Below are 14726 nucleotides of genomic sequence, written 5' to 3' on the forward strand. Positions count from 1 at the left end.
GCGGGTGTGAGCGCCGGCTCGTCAGGATAGAGTGCGTCCGCCGCCAACTGCTCCTGCACAAAGCGAGCATACGGCTTGTCGGCATTCAGCGCCGTGATGACGTAGTCGCGATACGGCCACGCCTCCATGCGCGGACGGTCCATGCCGAAGCCGTTCGACTCGCCGTAATGTGCCACATCCAGCCAATGCCGGGCCCAGCGTTCACCATAGCGGGGCGAGGCCAGCAGCCGGTCCACGAGACGTTCATAGGCATCGGGTTTCACATCCTTTTCAAAAGCGCTGATTTCCTCCGGTGTCGGCGGCAGGCCGTGCAGATCAAAAGTGAGCCGGCGAATCAGCGTGTGCCGGTCCGCCTGCGGCGACGGCGCGAGATGCTGCGCCTGGAGCTTCGCAAGAATGAAGGCATCAACCGGATGCGCCGAGTTCTGCGGGACGGCGGGCTTCGAGAGCGGCTTCAGCGACCACCAGTCCCAGGCCTTGATTGATTTTACCACCGTCTCACGCGGATCAACAGCGCCACGTTTCACCCACTCCTCCAGCGCGGCCAGCGCAGCCGCGGGCAGTTTCTTCTTCGGCGGCATCGAAAGCTCCTTGTCCTCATGCCGCACGGCGCGAATGAGCAGACTCTCGGTCACTTTGCCGGGGATGATCGCCGGGCCGTTTTCCCCGCCTGTCACCCAGCCGCTGCGTGAGTCGAGCGTGAGTCCGCCCTTCATCGTGCCTGACTCATGCGAGTGGCACTCGTAGCAGTGCTCTTTCAGCAACGGCTCGATTTGTGAGCGGAAGAACTCATCGGCGCTCGCCTGCGCCGCGATGAAAAGTAAAGCAGCAAACATGGGGACCCGTCTCATGCCCGCAGCCTCCTTTCGATCTCGCCGGCGGCTTTGATCACCTCGACTGACAAGGATGCGAACTTGCTTTTCGGCATGCGTCCCGCGATGCCCGAGACCCAGATCGTGGCCACCAGCACGTTCAGACGGTCACGGATCGGCGCGGCGACGCAGTGGATGCCCTCATCGGCCTCGCCGCCATCCGTGCCGTAGCCTTGTTTCACCACGCGCTCGCATTCCTTTCTCAGCACCTCTTTGTCCGTGATCGTGCGCTCGGTGAATCGTTCCAGCTTGATGCGGTTGATCGTCCTTTCGCGTGTCTTCGGATGCTGAAACGCCAGCAGCACCTTGCCGGGGGCGTTGTTGTGCAGGTGGAAGCGCAGACCCAGATTCACCCCGATGCGCACCGCCTGCGTGCTTTCGATTTTCTCAATGATCACGCCTCCATCGTCGATTGGAATGCCAAGCTGCACCGTCTCGCCCACCGCATCGCGCAGCGTCCGCATCGCATCCAACGCGCACTCCACCAGACTCACATCCGCCACCCGTGGCTGCCCAAGGCGGAGCAGCTTGCCCGTCAGCCGAAACCGCTGCGCATCGCCATCCCGTGTCAGATAGCCGCGCCCGATCAACGTCTGCACGAGGCGCGAGGTGGAGTTCTTTGGGCTGCCGATGGCCTTGCTGATCTCCGTCAGATTCAACCCCTGAGCCGCCGCATCCAGCAGTTCCAGAATCGCCAGCCCGCGATCCAGCGCCGGAGCCTCCGCCACGATGGGGCTTGATTTTTTGGAACGTCCTAGTTCCGTATTTGGCACATGTTCTATGGGTGTCACGACACATATACCCCGGACCACCGGATTTCTTGCTCTTAAATTCACTGCTTGGAGGTGCGCCCCGGCGATGTTGTTCGCCAGCGACTCCGTCTAATACCCCTTCATCATCTCCTTGCGCCCTTCGTTGAAGAGATGCACGCCCTGGGCACCGGCAGCGCGGACTTTCGCGGCGCGTTGGTCGTACTGCTCACGGGTCAGCAGGGTGCTGCTGGCGGGCTTCATCTTGCCGGCGGCGATGAGGCGGTCCTCCTCTGCAGTGCGGTCGTGGCCTTTGACGATGGATTCCTCCCCAAACAGCACGGCGCAGCCGCTGCCCTGCGCCATCTTCACAAACGGCGCGATGTCGAAGTTATAACCACCGAGCCCGTACTGGCCCACGACGAGGTAGTCGAGCAGGCCGTCCTTCAGCCACGTCTCGATATCGCAGCCCCAGGTGGCGTACTTCTTCCAGTCAATGCGCGCGGAGAGGCCCAGATGGCGGCGCTTGCGTTTGCCGGCCTCGTCCAAAAGCTGGCGCACTTCGCGCACAAAAAGGTTCATCATATCAAAGCGCAGCGGAAACCAGCGCGGATCATCCTGCGGCACGGTGCTTGCCTCGATGCCATACTTCGTCTTGAAGGCATCGCTCATCGGCTTCTCAAAACCGAAGAACGTGGGGTGGCGCTGGAAGTCGAGGTTGATGCCGTCGATGTCCTGCTCCGCCACCTCGCGCAGGATGTTCAGCTTGAACTCGCGCACCTCGGGAAAGGCGAAGGACTGGTGGGAGCCCGGCTTGCCCTTGGCATCCAGCACGCGGAACTCAGGGTGCTTCCACCAGAAGCTGCCGTTGGCAAAGCGTGGAAAAGTGCCGCCCCACATGCTCTCTGCGTAGTCGCCGTTCATGCGCAGCGAGGCATAGCAGGAGAGTCCCGCCTCATGGCAGGCCGCCGCCACGATGCCGAGGGTGTTCTCCCCCGCATCCGCCATGCGCTTCACCGTCTCATGCGCCAGCTTGTCGCCACGCCGTGGGAACTCCGTCATGCCCGTGCCGTAGAGCTCCGTGACCTTGGATGGATAATTCGAGCAACTGCCCGCAATGACGCACCACTCCATCACCGCGATCTGCGTGTCCTTGTAAGAGAGCATCGACTTGCGCAGATCCTCCGCGCCCTTGTAGCGACCGCTGTGAAACGAGCTGAAGCCGTCGTCATTGGTGATCAAGACTAGCGATCCGTTGCGCGGCTTCGGTGGTTCAGCGGAGAAGAGCGAGGCGCTGAACGCGAAGACGGCGGGCAGGAGAAATCGGATCATGGAAAAAGAACGCGATTGATGGAGCATTCGTTGCGCGGTGGCGCAGCAAAAGGAGCGCGGACTTCAGTCCGCAGCACGCCGCAAACACACGCTGCTCCGTGGTTCATATGCCACTCCGTTTGAGCCCAAGATCGTCCTGCTTGCAGAATGCAACGAATGATTCACACGCAGTGCGCGAATCACCTGCTGCGGACTGAAGTCCGCGCTCCTCACGGAGCGGACCGCAGAAACGCGATGATGCTGGCCACCTGCTCAGGCTTCAGCGCATCGCCAAGTCCGGCGGGCATGAGGGAGACGTTGCGCAGCGTGCGGATCTCGGAGCGCTTGCGCAGCACGGTGCGCTCAGTGCCGCCGGGGAGTTTCAAAGTCACGCTGGTGGGCGAGTCGGACGCGGCGATGCCCATGAGCGTCTCTCCGCGCTGCGTTTTCACGCGCAGCGTTTCGTAGCCGGGCCGTGCGGCCTCGCAGGGGAAGAGCACGTCTCGCAGGATGACTTCCGGTGCGCGCTGAAACTCCGCATCCAGATCCGGTCCCACGCTGACACCGATGCCGTGAGACTTGTGGCAGGCACTGCAGATGCTTTGAAACAGCACGCGGCCTTCTTCGAGATTCGGCTTCTCCTTCAGCGCGGCCAGCACAGCGGGTACACGCTTCTCCCATGCGGCATTTTGCTCCGCAGTAGGCGCGGTGGGTGCAGGCACCTCGGCCTGCTGGGGCAGTGGCTTGGTTTCTTCGAGACCTAGGCGCAGGATTTCGCCAGCCTTGCCGGTGGTAACGACCGCGAGGCAGGCAGAGATCTCCTTCGCATCCCCACGGCTCGCGATGATGCCGGCGAGGTTGTTCATCACCGGCTCGCTCTTTCCAGGATTTGCGGCAAGCGCCAGCAGCAGATCCTTTTCCAAGTGATACGCGGAGCTCGCAATCGCCGCATCCATCCACTTGAGCTGCCCATGATTCCGCGCCAGCGCGAAGAGGGCTTCTTGGTCGGCACCAACACTGAGTGCGAGTTGCAGCGCGAGGTTCGGCTCCAGCTCTCGTTTGAGGCTGAGTGCGCGCGTTGCTGCATCCAGCGGTTTGTCATCCTCCTTACGCAATTGCAGCACGAGGGCCTCGCTGGTGCTGAGTTTTGGGTGCGCGTACGGTTCCTTCGCTTCCAAGATCCAGATGCGGCCACGGTCGTTCCCATGGGTCACGCCATACTGCTGCTGCAGGTGGCGAGGAATGGCGGAGTAGTCCTCGATGATTTCGCGGTAGAAGTCGCAGATGGCCATGCTGCCATCGGGCGTGCGCGCGAGGCTCATCGGGTGAAACCAGGAATCCCGTGAGGCGAGAAACTCGCTCTGCTCCTCTCCCTTCACGCGTTCCAGCCGCGGCCGCGTGCTATCCCGCACGATGTCTGCGCGGTGGATGAGACTCTGCGCGGGCTCGCACACGAAGTATTGGCCGCGCCACACCAGCGGGCCGCAGGCGGAGGTGAAGTAGCCGGACGCAGCGGCATCGCTGAGACTGATCTTGCGGTAGAAGGCGAAGTACTCCGCATGCTGCTCGCGTTTGGTGCGCCAGGGGTGCGGCTTGGAGATGGGATAGACGCGCGTGTCATCGCTGGCGGGTGCATCCAGCAGAGGCGCAGCGGCGTCCGGATTGCGCATGAGGTAGCGCCACGAGATGGGCGTGACGTACAGTCCGGGATGCGTCGTGGTGCAGACAAAGCGCTCGCCGCCGGGCGTGAAGGCCATGCCCATTGTCTTGGTGCTGCCGCTCACGGGCTCGATGGCGCTGCCATCCGCACGGATGCGGAAGTCCGTGGCAGGCAGCTTCACGGGCTTCGCCAGGTGCGGTCCTGTGATCTCGCCGCCGGCCCAGCCGCGCCCAAAGTAGTACCAGCCATCCGGCCCGAGTGTGGGCGCATTGATGCCGCGCTCCAGATTGCCTGTGCCAAAGCCGCTGAAGAGCTTCTCATTCACATCGGCCTTGTCATCGCCATCGCTGTCCTTCAGGAAAACAATGTGCGGCGCGCAGGCGACGAGGATGCCGCCATTCGCTGCGGCGATGCCATAGCACGGCGGCAGGCGGTCCGCCCACACGATGGCCTTGTCCATCACGCCGTCGCCATCGGTGTCGCGCAGCAGCTTCACGGTGCCGTAGGTCTCCGCCTCGGCCTTCTTCTTCGCCGCTTCGGTCGCCTGGATGCGCCGCACTTCGAGATCGAGCTGCCCCGTCTTGTTGAGCTCGTCGATGTCGTACTGCCCTTCCACATTGTAACCATGCAGCTCGCACACAAAGCAGCGCCCCTTGTCATCCCAGCAGATGCCCGAGGGCTCATGGATCAGCGGCTCGCTCGCCAGCAGGCGGATCTGATAACCCGCCGGTACCTGGAACAGCTTCACACTTTCCGCCGGAGACAGCGGCTGCGGAGCATCGTCCGGTTTGGGGATCTCTCCATGGGCTGAAGAAAACACGAGCAGCGCCAGGGCAGCACGGCGGAGACTCATGGTATCAAACAAACAAGAAAGGCTGGGCAACATTCAGAAGCTACGCACTTCGAATCTACAATCTTTAACCCGCCCCAGCCGGCAAGCGCATCCAGCGTCGATGTGAGGGCATGAAAAAAGGCGGGCCATTGCGGGCCCGCCTTTGAGTGATCTACTATTGAACTTCGCTTACTTCACCTCCGGCGTCTTCGCGCCTTCCTTGAAGCAGTAGAGGTGCGTGTGGGTGGTCACGTAGAGCGCACCGTTCGCGGCAACAACGCTGCTGAGCAGCGGGGAGGGGAACTCGATGGTGCCGAGTTCCTTGAGTTCCTTGCCTTCGGCGAGGATGAAGAGTTCGCCTTCTTCATTGCCGATCCACACCTTGCCATCAGCCACGAGCGGGCTGGCCCAGATGTGACCCTTGGTGTCGAACTTCCAGTATTCCTTGCCGGTCTTGGCATCGAGGCAGAAGAGGCGGCCGGTGTAGTCGGCGGCATAAACGAGGCCGTCTTTCACCGCAGGGGTGGAGATGGTGCGCTCGATGCCTTTGAAGGTCCAGAGGGCTTTGCCTGTGATGTCGCCCTTGGCTTTGGGGTCGATGCAGCTCAGGCAGCCCACGCCTTCACCATGCTCTGGGTCCTGGCCGATGTTCACATACACCAGGCCATCAGCGACGGTTGGGGTGGCGATGATTTCGCTTGGGCCGTCGTACTCGACGTACTTGATCGGCTCACCAGCGGAGTTCTTGCGATACTCCGGTGGGTTGGCGTCATAGCGCCAGTATTCATTGAGGATGTCGAGGCCTTCAGCGTCCTTGTGGGTCTCAGGGGCCATCGAGTACACCCAGCCGTCACCGGCTGCGAAGACGATCTGCTTCTTGCCGTCCACGTCCACCGAGTTCGGGGAGGACCAGGAGCAGTGCAGCACGCGCTCGGAGGCGACGTGATCCATTTCACCGAGGAGCGCGCCGGTTTCGGCGTCCAGCATGATGAAGCTCGGGGAGTTCGGGGAAGGGATGTTCGTGTGCGTCCAGTCCACGCCGTTGCAGGTCGGGACGAAGACCTTGCCGTCGATCACCAGCGGATAACCGGCGGTCGCATTGTGCTGGAAGACGCCGAGTTCTTTGTACATGTCATACACCCAGAGGATGTCGGCATCCGTGTCGCCAGGGGTGAGCGGAGCGGTGGGCTTGCCGTCTTTGTCGAGCGGGGCCATGAAGGCACCTTCGTCCAGCATGCCCTGATTGCCGTTGGATAGGCCCTTCACGTCCAGACAGACGATCTGGCAGCGGTTGCCAGGCACGTAGGCTTTGTCGCCGACGATGGTGGGGCTGGCGCAGATGCCGAGGTATTCCCAGTCATTGACTTTGCCGCTGCCCATCTTGGGCGAGACCATCTGCCACTTGAACTGGCCGGTGTACTCATCAAACACCATCATGATGCCGCGGTCACCGATCTGCTTGTCGTTGCGCGGGGATTCATTGTTCGTGCCCACATACACCTGACCATTCGCGACCATCGGTGTGCCGTAGGTCTGGGAGCCCAGCTTGGCCACCCAGAGGCAGTTCTTGGTGGTGCTCATGTCGATGTCTTCAGCGCCGGGAGCCTTGTTGGCGTCCTGGGCGTTCGGGCGGAGGCGTCCGGCCACTTTGGGAGCGGCCTTGGGGCCGAACTTTTTGCCGGGATTGAAATCTGTCGGCAGGCCTTTTTCGTCAGACACCATGTTGCGGGTGTTGCCACCACCCCACTGGGAGTAGTCGGCGGCATTCAGCGAAGCCGTGGCAACCAGGGCCGCGGCGAGGATGGGAGAAAGTTTCGTGGTCATGTGGTTTAAAAACAAAGTTTCGTGGCGCGTTCCGTGTGGGGATTACTTGTTGGGGGTGACGCTCAGGTTGTCCAGATAGACGCGCTTCTGGTTCAGCGGGGTGAAACCAAAGATGCCGGGGGAGCCATTCTTATGCGCACGGGGGACTTTCACTTCGATGGTCCAGGCGGCAGGCTCAGCCTGCGCACGGTCCCAGATCTTGGCCAGCACCACGCCGCTGCCGTCCTTGGCCACGTCCACGCGCGTCTTCAGCGTGTACCAAGTGTTGGCGATCACCTTAAACACCGCTTCCTGCTTGAGACGCTCCAGGTTGGAGCTGACTTCCAGCTTGCCGGCATTGCCGCGCAGGCAGATCAGGTAGCGCTGATTGATCAGGCCGATGTCCGACTTCGCACGAGCGCTGCCGTCCGTCATCACGTCCGCCTGCATCGTGTAATTGGAGAATTGGGAAGGGGCCAAAAAGACCGTGCCGCGCTGGAACAGCAGGCGGTCAAAGGTCTTGGCGAACACCTTGTTACCTGGGGCTCCGGCGACTTCACGCACGTCGAATTTGAAGCGCGCACCGATCCAGGGGAGGGGAGGATAGGCAAACTTGATGCCTTCCGTTGGCTGGTCGTCCTTAAGGTCGTAGCCGTCGAAGTTCTCGATCAGCGGCAGATTGCGCAGGCCGCGGCCACGGATGGTGCCAAAGAGGCCGTCCGGAGCGGTGGCTTTGAACGCACCTGCGCTGGACTTCGCATCAGCAGCCACCACGAGTTCGCCCGCGTCGTTGAATTTCGCATCCATCGTCGCTTTCACTTTTGCGGTTGGCGGGATGAAGGTCTCCCACTTCACGCCTTTGACGTCAGAGCTCACCAGCATGCCGTTGGCATCGATGCTGCGCACACGGAAGGACTGCTTGTTGCCTGTCATGATCACCGTCTCAGCAGGGATGATCTGCAGCGCCACAGCCTTGCCGGCCTTTGGCATTTCCACTTTTGGAGCAGCGCCCACCTTCACACCCTTGTTCGGGATGGCAAAAGCATACAGGTGCTTCGTCGTCGTCACATAGAGCTGGCCGTTGCACACGCTCGGTGCGCCCAGGCAGTCGCCTTCCAGCTTGATCTCCTGCACCACTTCACCGGACTCCTTGCCGGGCTTCACCACCACCAGCTTGCCTTCCAGCATCGGGCAGTAGATCAGGCCGTCCACATACAGCGGGGAGGAGTGCAGGTTCGCATTGCTCAGCTTCATCTTCCACAGGTTCGCACCCGTGTTCGCGTCGATCGCATAGAGCTCGGCGCCGTCCGTTAGCTGGTAGATCACATCGCCCACCACCACAGGGGAGCTGCTCGTCGCACCGATCGGGTTGCGCCACACTTCCACGCCGGGTTCCAGCGTGGTGGCTTCCTGCGAAGGTGGCACTGGTGCGCTCAGCTTCTCCGGCAGCTTGATGCAGACCATCCGGCCCTTCTCCGAGTTGTCCACGTTCTCATCCCCGTGGATGGCGATCAGGTTGCCCTTGTGCAGCACCACGGACGGATTCACGCCGTTTTTGCAGATCGGCATCTTCCAGTAAGGCTTGCCGTTGTGCGTGTTCACACAGACGACGTGGCCGCAGCCCGTGGTGAAGTAGGCCACGCGCTTGCCGTCGCGGGTTTCCAGCACGGGTGTGGAGTAGGAGCTGTCCACCGGCGGGCTCACGCCTGGCAGCGTCCACCAGGCCAGTTCGCCGGTCTTTTTGTCAAAACCGTACACGCGGTCTGCCGCAGGGCCGTCAGCGCCCCAGTTTGAGAAAATGAAGTGGATGATGACGAACTCGCCCTCGATCACCGGGCTGCCCACGCGGGAGTTCGGGAAGGTCATGCGACCAAAATCTTCCATCAGTGGAATCTCAAACACCTTCTTGCCGTCCAGTTCAAAGCAGAAGAACGTACCCGCGTTGCTTGTCAGGTAGATGCGCTTCGTCTCCGGGTCCACCGTCGGCGCGCCGATCGAGTAGCGGTTGTAGATGGAATCGCTCAGGAAATCCGGGATCTCATGCTCCCAGAGCTTCTTGCCCGTCTTCTCATCCATGCAGGTGATGAGCTCAATGAGATCCGTCGTCTCGCCCTTGTAGCCCCAGAGGATCACCTTGCCGTCCACCACCACCGGTGTGCCACGGCTGCGGATGTCTGCCGACCACGTCGGCTTTTCGTCCAGTTTCCCAGCCTTGGTGTAATGCTCCAGGCTCACGCCGTTTTGCAGCGGGCCGCGCCAGTTCGTCCAGTCATTCGCTTGGGAGATTCCGGTCAGAGCCAGAGTGGCGGCAAACAAACAGCCGAAGGAGGGTCGGGGACGGTGGTGCATGGATTGGGAGGGGAGGATGGAAATGAAACATCGTGAGCACGCGACGCGCTTCAATGCGATTTTCATACCTTTCGCAAGGGAGGTGTCACTAGCTGTCAATGGGGGGACAATGGCAACGCATCATACGCCCGCCATCTTGCAGACGGACGCCAGCAGGAAAAGAGAGGGGGAATGAACGGCAAGGGACGAATGGTCTGAGAGGGCACTGCCACGGCCATAGGCTGCACGCAGTAGTGTCAAGTCCGCAGGCCATGACATCTCGTCTCGCGAAGTCTTTAGGCGAACGCAGCGGGTGGCTTCCACCCCGGAAGTTCACCCTTGGACCTCTGTCGCCCTACTTTTCAGCACCGGCCTGGCGCAGCTCGGCCGCTTCGGCGGGCATCGTGCCGGACTGACGCTGCCACCTGCGCATCAGTTTGATGAACTTGATGGTGTCCTGCACCGGGCGGATTTTGGTTTTTTCGGCACCGTAGATGGTGCTCACCGGCACGCTTTGGATGGTGAATCCGGCACGGCTGGCCAGCAGCAGCATCTCCGTTTCAAAGTCAAAATGGTCGCTGCTGCCCATGATGTAGGACACCAGGTTGGAGCGCACCAGGCGGAAGCCGCACTGGGTGTCCGGGATGCGCACGCCACAGGCATTGCTGATGATGCGTGACATCAGGCTGTTCACCATCCGGCGTACAATCGGCATGCCCTTGACGTTTTCAAAGCGGTTGCCCACCACCACATAGGCGGAGCCATCGCGCGCTGGGGCGGTGAAGCGCGGAATTTCTTCCGGCGCGTGCTGACCGTCCCCATCGAGGAGCAGAATGAAATCAAAGCCGCGCTCGGTCAGGGTCTTCATGCCCGTCTTCATGGCCGCGCCCTTGCCCTGGTTGACCGTGTGCTTGATGACTTCAGCGCCGGCTTTCCTGGCAAGCTCCGCCGTGTCATCAGGCGAGCCGTCATCCACCACCAGCACCAAGTCTACGTGCGGAAGGGTCCGCTGCACCACATCGGCAATGGCCATCGCTTCTCGGTAGGCCGGAATGAGTGCAGCGATCTTGCACGCGGGGGTTGGGGTCTGGCTGGCGGCCTGCATGAATTAAGTGGGTTGGCAATCTTCCACGGTTTCCCTAACCCTGTCCAACCAGAATAATTGGTGACAAAAAATTATAGTGACATTTTTTTCATCTCGCACGCAGAAAGAAGCCGGGTATGGAAAGCTTCCCGTTCCTCCCCCCCCTCCTGCTTCATTCCCCGACCCAACCCCTGATGCCTGCCTCCTTCACGCTTTCACCGCAGGATCGCGTGTTGGTTTTCGCCCCTCATCCGGATGACGAGGCACTGGGCTGCGGCGGGCTGATCCAGCAGGCGGTGGCTCTGGGTGCGCAGGTGCGGGTCATCTTTCAGACCGATGGCGACAACAATCCCTGGCCGCAGCGCTACGTCGAGCAGCGCTGGACCATCGACGCCTCCTGCCGCCAGCGCTGGGGCGCGCGGCGCCGTCTTGAGGCGGTGCGCTCCTTGCAGACTCTCGGCCTGCAGGCGGATGCAGCGTCCTTTTTCGGCCTGCCAGATCAGGGGCTGACCCGGCTGTCGCAGCAGAAAGACGCGCACACCTTGGATCTTCACGTGTCCGAGCTTAAAACCTTCCGCCCCACGCTGCTGGTGGTGCCCTCCCAGGATGACAACCACCCGGACCACGGTGCCTCCTATGACCTCATTCAGGAGTCCATGCATCGAGCCGGGATGGACCTGGCGCAGTGGGCCTACCTCATCCACCGCCGCTGGTTTTGTCCTGAGGCGGCCGGGCTCACCCTTCATCTCACATTGAGGCAAAAGGCCCGCAAGCTCGCGGCGATCGAGTGCCACGAAACCCAACTTTTCCTTAGCAGCTCCCGCTTTTGCGGGTATGCACGCGATCTAGAAATCTTCATTCCATCCAACCCAGCCTGATGTCCACGCGCTCCCAATTCCTCACCCTTCTCGCTATTTGTACGGTCATGTTCTGGTGGCGTCTCGGGCATCTGCCCCTGATCGACCCCGATGAGCCGTTCTACGCGCAGACCACGACGGAAATGGTGAAGGGGAACGAATGGGCCACACCCATGATCTTTGGCGAGCGCCAGTTTGAGAAGCCCATCTTCTTCTACTGGCAGGCCATGATCGCGCAGAAGATCTTCGGCCAGACGGAGCTCGCCGCACGCGTGCCCTCCGCCGCCGCCGGCACGCTTCTGGTGTTTCTCACCTGGATTTTTGGGCGGCGCATGTTCTCGCCCCGCGCTGGTTTCTGTGCGGCCGTCGTGCTCGCCACCGGGGTGGAGTACGCCTTCATGTCGCGGCTCATGCTCACGGACATCTTTCTGGCGCTGTGCATCAGCGCATCCGTTTTCTGCTTCTGGCTGGCCACCGAGGAGGAGGACAAACGTGACCGCTGGATGATCCTGCACTTCATCGCCTCCGCGCTGGCGATGCTGACCAAAGGCCCCGTCGGCTTCCTGGTGCCCACGCTCGGCTCCATCTGCTACCTTTGGCTCACCGGCAAACGCTCGCCCTGGCGTGGCAAGGGACTCTGGCTTGGCATCGTTGCCTGGCTTCTGATCGCCGGCCCCTGGTATGCCACCATGTTTTCCAAGTACGGCATGGAATACTGGCACCGCTTCTTTGTGCATGAAAACTGGGAGCGCCTCACCAGCGCCGAGCACAAGCACAGCAACCACTGGTGGTACTACCTCATGATCCTGGTGGCGGGTAATCTGCCCTGGATTCCGCTGCTCATCGCCGCCGTGGTGCGCACGGTGAAGGACATCAAAACCGACCGCCGCATGCTCTTCCTGGTGTGCTGGTTCGTGCCCAACCTGATCTTCTTCACCATCTGCAACAGCAAGCTGCCCACCTACACCTTCTTCCTCTTCGTCACCCTGGCTCTGGTGATGGGCCACACGCTCGATCAATGGATCGGCAAAGGCTTCCGTGGCAAAGGGGAGCGCATCCTCGTCTCCGCCCTCGCCATCCTGCAGACCGTTCTCGTGCTGGGGGCCGCCAGCGCGATCACGCTCATGCTGCCGAAGGACAGCAACGCCTTCATCAAAGACCTTTCCCCGGTCATCTACGTCCTCGCGGCGATCATCAGCATCCCCATGGTGCTCATGCTCCTGCGGCGCACCGTTGCCTGGGCCGGCACCACGGTTCTGGTCACGGCCTTCATCATCATGTACATGCAGTATGGGGTGGATGCCAAGGTCATGGAATACACCTCCACCCGTGGCATCGCCGCAGAGGCCATGAAAGTGCGCCAGCCCGGCGAGCCGATCATCTCCTCCAGCTTCATTGCCCGCGCCGTGACTTACTACACCGGCAGCATGCCTGATGGCGTCATCTTCTTCCCATCCAGGCCGGATCAGTTGCAGCCCTACTTCACCCCGCACCCGCCCCTGCACATGCTGCGTGCGGACGTCGGCACGGGTGAGTTTGCCGACAAGTATCCCAGCGTCCTCTGCATCGCCCTCATGCGTGACTGGGACCACTTCCAGTCCAGCGGCTCGGTGCTCAGAGAGCGCTGCGAAAAAATCAAGGTCATTGGTGACCGCCTGGTGTTCCGCATCAAAGGCAAGAAGTAGGCGCTGAGCCCATGGGCTGTGGCTGCCAGTGCCACAGCCCTGCATTTCTCCACTTCACAACTCGACAAGCAGGCGTGGTTGCGGTGTAATTCCGCTATTCCAACCTCCTGCATGCAGTCCAAGTCACGAACAGCGCCCGATATTCGCGATCACGAGACCCTTCGTATCATCGGCCAGGGGGCGTTTGGGGAGGTCTGGCTGGCGCGCAGCGTCACCGGGGTGCTGCGCGCGGTGAAGGTGGTGTGGCGGGAGGACTACGACCGGCCCGACTCCTTTGAGCGCGAGTTTGAAGCGATCAAAAAGTTTGAACCCATCTCTCGCCGGCATGAGGCGCTGGTGCCCATCCTGCAGGTGGGGCGCAACGATCTTGAGGGGTTCTATTACTACGTGATGGAGCTGGCGGATGACCTGGAGACCGGTCGCGAAATCCATGCCGACACCTACAAGCCGCACACGCTGGGGCTGCAGATGAAGCGGGACAAATACGTTTCAGCGGAACTGTGCGTCAAGCTGGGCGTTACCATTGCGGAGGGGCTGGACTACCTGCACCGCAATCAACTGATTCATCGCGACGTCAAGCCATCGAACCTCATCTTCATCGACGGCATCTGCCGGCTGGCGGACATTGGCTTGGTGGCCCTGCTGGGACAGCGCAGCTTTGTGGGCACGGAGGGCTTTGTGGCGCCAGAAGGGCCGGGCACGGCAGCCTCTGACATTTTCTCTCTGGGCATGGTGCTGTATGAGGCGAGCACCGGAAAGGACCGCTTGGATTTTCCCGACCTGCCCTCCTGCACGGAGACGGGGGCAAACATGGAGGTCTGGCGCAGGCTGCAGGATGTGGTGTGCACCGCTTGTGCGCCGAAGGCGAAAGGGCGATTTGTCAATGCACGCGAAATGGCGCTGGCTCTGCGCGGCGAACCTTTGCCCTCCTCGCGCCGTCTGATGTGGACGTGGATCGCCGTCGGCTCCGTGGCGCTCCTGCTGGCGGTGGGATTTGGCATGTGGCTGGCGCAAAACCACCGGACGCGCACGCTCATGGCGGTGAACAACACCGTGCCGCGCCTCAAGATCGTGACGACGCCTCCCGGCGCGGTGGTCTTTGCCGGCGAAGAAAAACTCGGCGTGACGCCGCTGGAACTCAACCCCGCTGAAGGCGTGCCGGTGATCTATCAACTGCGCCTGCCGGGCTACAAGCAGATCGAGATCGACCACATCGCGCTGGATGAAAAGCCGGCGATGTTTGACCTGAAACTGGAGCCTTCCAAGCTGCCGCAAAAGGGCGAGCGCTGGGTGAACAACCTCGGCATGGTGTTCAAGCCCGGCCCGGGCGGACACATCAGCGCGGAGCCGGTGGAGATGAAATTCTTCAAGCGCTTTCTGGAGGCCACCGGCAGATCGTTTGAAGGCAAGGTGGTGCGTTATCAGCGCGGCAAAGATCAGGAGTCAGCTTACTTGGTCGTTGTGCCTGATGGCGATGCGGAAGCCTTCCGCTACTGGCTGACGGACCGCGACCGCAGCGAGGCCTTTCTAAGCCAGGAACACCGT

The 14726-nt window shown here is 61.5% G+C and carries 10 protein-coding genes; 3 read left to right on the forward strand and 7 right to left on the reverse strand.

From position 1 onward, the window contains the following. The 7 genes from ACIREA_RS12200 to ACIREA_RS12230 form a co-directional block, all read right to left on the reverse strand. A partial coding sequence (locus ACIREA_RS12200) for a DUF1549 domain-containing protein (RefSeq protein WP_397382549.1) occupies nt 1-851 on the reverse strand: 851 nt, incomplete at its 3' end. Continuing rightward, nucleotides 848-1663, reverse strand: a complete 816-nt coding sequence (locus ACIREA_RS12205; protein ID WP_397382550.1) for an IclR family transcriptional regulator — start codon at nt 1661-1663, stop codon at nt 848-850. The genes ACIREA_RS12200 and ACIREA_RS12205, both read right to left, overlap by 4 nt. Before the next feature lie 90 nt (nt 1664-1753). Beyond that, complete coding sequence (locus tag ACIREA_RS12210; RefSeq protein WP_397382551.1) at nt 1754-2953, reverse strand: family 10 glycosylhydrolase; 1200 nt, start codon at nt 2951-2953, stop codon at nt 1754-1756. A gap of 209 nt (nt 2954-3162) precedes the next feature. Continuing rightward, nucleotides 3163-5445 (reverse strand): PVC-type heme-binding CxxCH protein, encoded by a 2283-nt coding sequence (locus ACIREA_RS12215; RefSeq protein ID WP_397382552.1) that lies wholly within the window; start codon nt 5443-5445, stop codon nt 3163-3165. 168 nt (nt 5446-5613) lie between these two features. Continuing rightward, a complete protein-coding gene (locus ACIREA_RS12220; RefSeq protein ID WP_397382553.1) occupies nt 5614-7248 on the reverse strand; it encodes a PQQ-binding-like beta-propeller repeat protein in 1635 nt (544 codons plus the stop codon). 42 nt (nt 7249-7290) lie between these two features. Beyond that, a complete protein-coding gene (locus ACIREA_RS12225; protein ID WP_397382554.1) occupies nt 7291-9576 on the reverse strand; it encodes a PQQ-binding-like beta-propeller repeat protein in 2286 nt (761 codons plus the stop codon). Nucleotides 9577-9910: 334 nt separating this feature from the next. Continuing rightward, nucleotides 9911-10660, reverse strand: a complete 750-nt coding sequence (locus tag ACIREA_RS12230) for a glycosyltransferase family 2 protein (protein WP_397382555.1) — start codon at nt 10658-10660, stop codon at nt 9911-9913. Nucleotides 10661-10833: 173 nt separating this feature from the next. Here ACIREA_RS12230 and ACIREA_RS12235 point away from each other — a divergent pair, with 173 nt between their 5' ends. The 3 genes from ACIREA_RS12235 to ACIREA_RS12245 all read left to right on the forward strand — a co-directional run. Next, nucleotides 10834-11517 carry a PIG-L deacetylase family protein gene (locus ACIREA_RS12235; protein WP_397382556.1) on the forward strand — a complete coding sequence of 228 codons (684 nt, stop codon included), beginning with the start codon at nt 10834-10836 and terminating at the stop codon, nt 11515-11517. Next, a complete protein-coding gene (locus ACIREA_RS12240; protein ID WP_397382557.1) occupies nt 11517-13181 on the forward strand; it encodes an ArnT family glycosyltransferase in 1665 nt (554 codons plus the stop codon). The genes ACIREA_RS12235 and ACIREA_RS12240 overlap by 1 nt, the downstream gene beginning before the upstream one ends. A 111-nt stretch (nt 13182-13292) precedes the next feature. After that, nucleotides 13293-14726, forward strand: a 1434-nt coding sequence (locus ACIREA_RS12245) for a serine/threonine-protein kinase (RefSeq protein ID WP_397382558.1), incomplete at its 3' end; no start/stop codon positions are given.

It is taken from the genome of Prosthecobacter sp. (assembly GCF_044373815.1).
In the GTDB taxonomy this organism is placed as follows: domain Bacteria; phylum Verrucomicrobiota; class Verrucomicrobiia; order Verrucomicrobiales; family Verrucomicrobiaceae; genus Prosthecobacter.

What these genes read in the sequence shown, in the direction of transcription:
- ACIREA_RS12210 (WP_397382551.1), bottom strand. Translation starts at nt 2,953, where the DNA reads ATGATCCGATTTCTCCTGCCCGCCGTCTTCGCGTTCAGCGCCTCGCTC.
- ACIREA_RS12215 (WP_397382552.1), bottom strand. Translation starts at nt 5,445, where the DNA reads ATGAGTCTCCGCCGTGCTGCCCTGGCGCTGCTCGTGTTTTCTTCAGCC.
- ACIREA_RS12220 (WP_397382553.1), bottom strand. Translation starts at nt 7,248, where the DNA reads ATGACCACGAAACTTTCTCCCATCCTCGCCGCGGCCCTGGTTGCCACG.
- ACIREA_RS12225 (WP_397382554.1), bottom strand. Translation starts at nt 9,576, where the DNA reads ATGCACCACCGTCCCCGACCCTCCTTCGGCTGTTTGTTTGCCGCCACT.
- ACIREA_RS12230 (WP_397382555.1), bottom strand. Translation starts at nt 10,660, where the DNA reads ATGCAGGCCGCCAGCCAGACCCCAACCCCCGCGTGCAAGATCGCTGCA.
- ACIREA_RS12235 (WP_397382556.1), top strand. Translation starts at nt 10,834, where the DNA reads ATGCCTGCCTCCTTCACGCTTTCACCGCAGGATCGCGTGTTGGTTTTC.
- ACIREA_RS12240 (WP_397382557.1), top strand. Translation starts at nt 11,517, where the DNA reads ATGTCCACGCGCTCCCAATTCCTCACCCTTCTCGCTATTTGTACGGTC.